This window comes from Gammaproteobacteria bacterium (assembly GCA_011375345.1).
Lineage (GTDB): Bacteria > Pseudomonadota > Gammaproteobacteria > DRLM01 > DRLM01 > DRLM01.
The window spans coordinates 1-2,787 of the sequence record DRLM01000034.1 but is presented as its reverse complement, the minus strand read 5'-3'; the positions used below and the strand labels follow the sequence as shown (position 1 = coordinate 2,787).

Here is a 2,787-nt window from a genome sequence, read left to right as displayed (position 1 = left end):
CGGCACATCGCCGTAGAGCACCAGTGCCAGGTTGTCGTCCGGCAGCTCGGGCAGGGCTTGCGCCACAGCATGGCCCGTGCCCAACTGCTCAGACTGCTCCACCCAACTGACGCTGCTGTCGGAAAAAGCGTCCTGCACCTGCCCGCCACCGTGGCCATACACCACATGAATGTCCGCCGCACCGACGGTGTGCGCGGTGTCGATCACGTGCCCCAGCAGGGGCTTGCCACCCAGGGGATGGAGCACTTTGGGCAGCACGGAGCGCATGCGGGTGCCTTGACCGGCGGCGAGGATGATGATGCTGAGAGCCATGGAATATCCGTTTCGATCGTATTGGTGCTGCTTAAACCAAGCTGGTGACACACGTAATGTTCGACGTGCTGACACCGCAACGGGCGCGACGCACGCACAAGGAAGCCCGTGTCCAGTTTATTCGAACCGGGAGTGGCGCGCTTTCCCCGCCTGCTGTGAAGCCGGAGACGGCCGTTGATACCTGAAAATGCTTTGCGCGCTCAACGGTTGATTTCCCTTTTTTCATTTTAACCTCCCTGCCCCAAAACAGCGAAGGCCGAACCCTGGGAGGGATCAGCCTTCTCTGTCATGCCGCCTGCGGCTTTGAGCCTGAAAGCCTGCCGGATTTAGGGGGATCGAGCGAAAAAGTGGGAGAGCGAGGACAGATTGCCGCGATTCAGAGGCGCACTATGTAACAAAAAATCACGGCAGCGGGGACCCCTCTCCCGGTTTTGCAGCCGATTCATCCCAAACCCGGCAGGCCCCTAGGAGTGGCCGGTTTTTTTGCGCATGTTTTGTATCATGCGCAAACGGGCGGCGGCTTCCGCCAGTTCCGCCTCGGCTCTTGCCAGCTCCATTTCGCCCTGCTGATCCTTGAGTGCCTGCTCGGCGCGCTGCATGGCTTCCATGGCGGCGGCTTCGTCCAGGTCTTTGGCACGGGCCGCAGTGTCCGCCAGGATGGTTACCACGTGGGGCTGGACTTCCAGCATGCCGCCGGACACGAAAAAAAACTCCTCGCTGCCGTCGTCCTTGCGAACGCGCACTTCGCCGGGCTTGATGCGCGTCAACAACGGCGCATGGCGGGGCATGATGCCCACTTCGCCCATCACCGCCGGCGCGAACACCATGGCAGCGCTGCCGGAGAATATCTCCGCCTCGGCGCTCACGATGTCTACGTGTATCGTCATGGCCATAGTTATTTGTCACCTGTTATGGGTGTCGCCGCGCGGAACGCCCTGGCCCCGCGCCCCGGGCAACACTTAAAGTTTCTTCGCCCGTTCCACGGCTTCTTCGATGGAACCCACCATGTAGAACGCCTGCTCGGGCAGGTGATCGTACTCGCCATTGACGATGGCTTTGAAGCCGGCAATGGTGTCTTTCAGCGGCACGTACTTGCCCGGTGAGTTGGTGAATACTTCCGCCACGAAGAAAGGCTGGGACAAAAAGCGCTGGATTTTCCGGGCCCGGGCCACGGTCAGCTTGTCGTCCTCGGACAGCTCATCCATCCCCAAAATGGCGATGATGTCTTTCAGCTCTTTGTAGCGTTGCAGGATATTCTGCACCGCCCGGGCCGTTTCGTAATGTTCCTGACCGACCACCAGGGGATCGAGCTGCCGGCTGGTGGAATCCAGCGGATCCACCGCCGGGTAGATACCCAGCTCGGCGATGTTGCGGGACAACACCACAGTGGCATCCAGGTGGGCAAAGGTGGTGGCGGGCGAGGGATCGGTCAAGTCGTCCGCGGGCACGTACACGGCCTGGATGGAGGTGATGGAGCCGGTCTTGGTGGAGGTGATACGCTCTTGCAGCATCCCCATCTCCTCCGCCAGGGTCGGCTGATAACCCACCGCTGAGGGCATCCGGCCCAGCAGGGCCGAGACTTCGGTACCGGCCAGGGTGTAACGGTAGATGTTGTCCACGAAGAACAAGACGTCGCGGCCTTCGTCACGGAAGAACTCCGCCATGGTCAGACCGGTCAGGGCGACCCGCAGACGGTTGCCCGGCGGCTCATTCATCTGGCCGTAGACCAGCGACACTTTGTCGAGAACGTTGGAGTCCTTCATCTCATGATAGAAGTCATTGCCTTCCCGGGTCCGTTCACCCACCCCGGCGAACACGGAATAGCCGCTGTGCTCGATGGCGATGTTGCGGATCAGCTCCATCATGTTCACGGTCTTGCCCACGCCAGCGCCACCGAACAGGCCCACTTTGCCGCCTTTGGCGAAGGGGCAGATCAGATCAATGACCTTAATGCCGGTCTCCAACAGCTCCGTGGTGGGGGATTGTTCTTCGAAGCTGGGCGCCTTGCGGTGGATGGACCAGCGCTCGTCTTCGCCGATGGGACCGGCTTCGTCGATGGGATTGCCCAGCACGTCCATGATGCGGCCCAACGTCTTGGTGCCTACGGGGACGGAAATGGGCGCGCCGGTGGCGGTGGTCGCCAAACCGCGCTTCAAGCCGTCGGTGCTGCCCATGGCGATGGTGCGCACAACGCCGTCACCCAACTGCTGCTGCACTTCCAGGGTCAGGCCGGTTTCTTCCACCTTTAATGCGTCGTAGACCCTGGGCATGGCGTCGCGTGGGAATTCCACGTCGATTACCGCGCCGATAATCTGAACGATGTTGCCCGAACTCATGGTGTCAGTTCCTCTCAGATATCAAAAATTATTTTTACCCTGCTCGTCATCGCCGGGGCAGATTGCGCGCTCAAACAGCCGCGGCGCCGCCGACGATTTCGGAAATTTCCTGGGTGATGGCCGCCTGCCGTGCCTTGTT

At 61.0% G+C, this 2,787-nt stretch carries 4 protein-coding genes; all 4 read right to left on the bottom strand.

Annotated elements, in window-relative coordinates; all coding sequences use genetic code 11:
- Nucleotides 1-312, bottom strand: a 312-nt coding sequence (glmU, locus tag ENJ19_02700; protein HHM04636.1) for a bifunctional N-acetylglucosamine-1-phosphate uridyltransferase/glucosamine-1-phosphate acetyltransferase, incomplete at its 3' end; no start/stop codon positions are given.
- 464 nt (nt 313-776) lie between these two features.
- A complete protein-coding gene (locus ENJ19_02695) occupies nt 777-1,205 on the bottom strand; it encodes a F0F1 ATP synthase subunit epsilon (protein ID HHM04635.1) in 429 nt (142 codons plus the stop codon).
- A 66-nt stretch (nt 1,206-1,271) separates the two neighbouring features.
- Nucleotides 1,272-2,648 (bottom strand): F0F1 ATP synthase subunit beta, encoded by a 1,377-nt coding sequence (atpD, locus tag ENJ19_02690; protein HHM04634.1) that lies wholly within the window; start codon nt 2,646-2,648, stop codon nt 1,272-1,274.
- Between the two features lie 70 nt (nt 2,649-2,718).
- Nucleotides 2,719-2,787 (bottom strand): hypothetical protein (locus ENJ19_02685; protein ID HHM04633.1); only part of this gene is annotated, 69 nt, incomplete at its 5' end.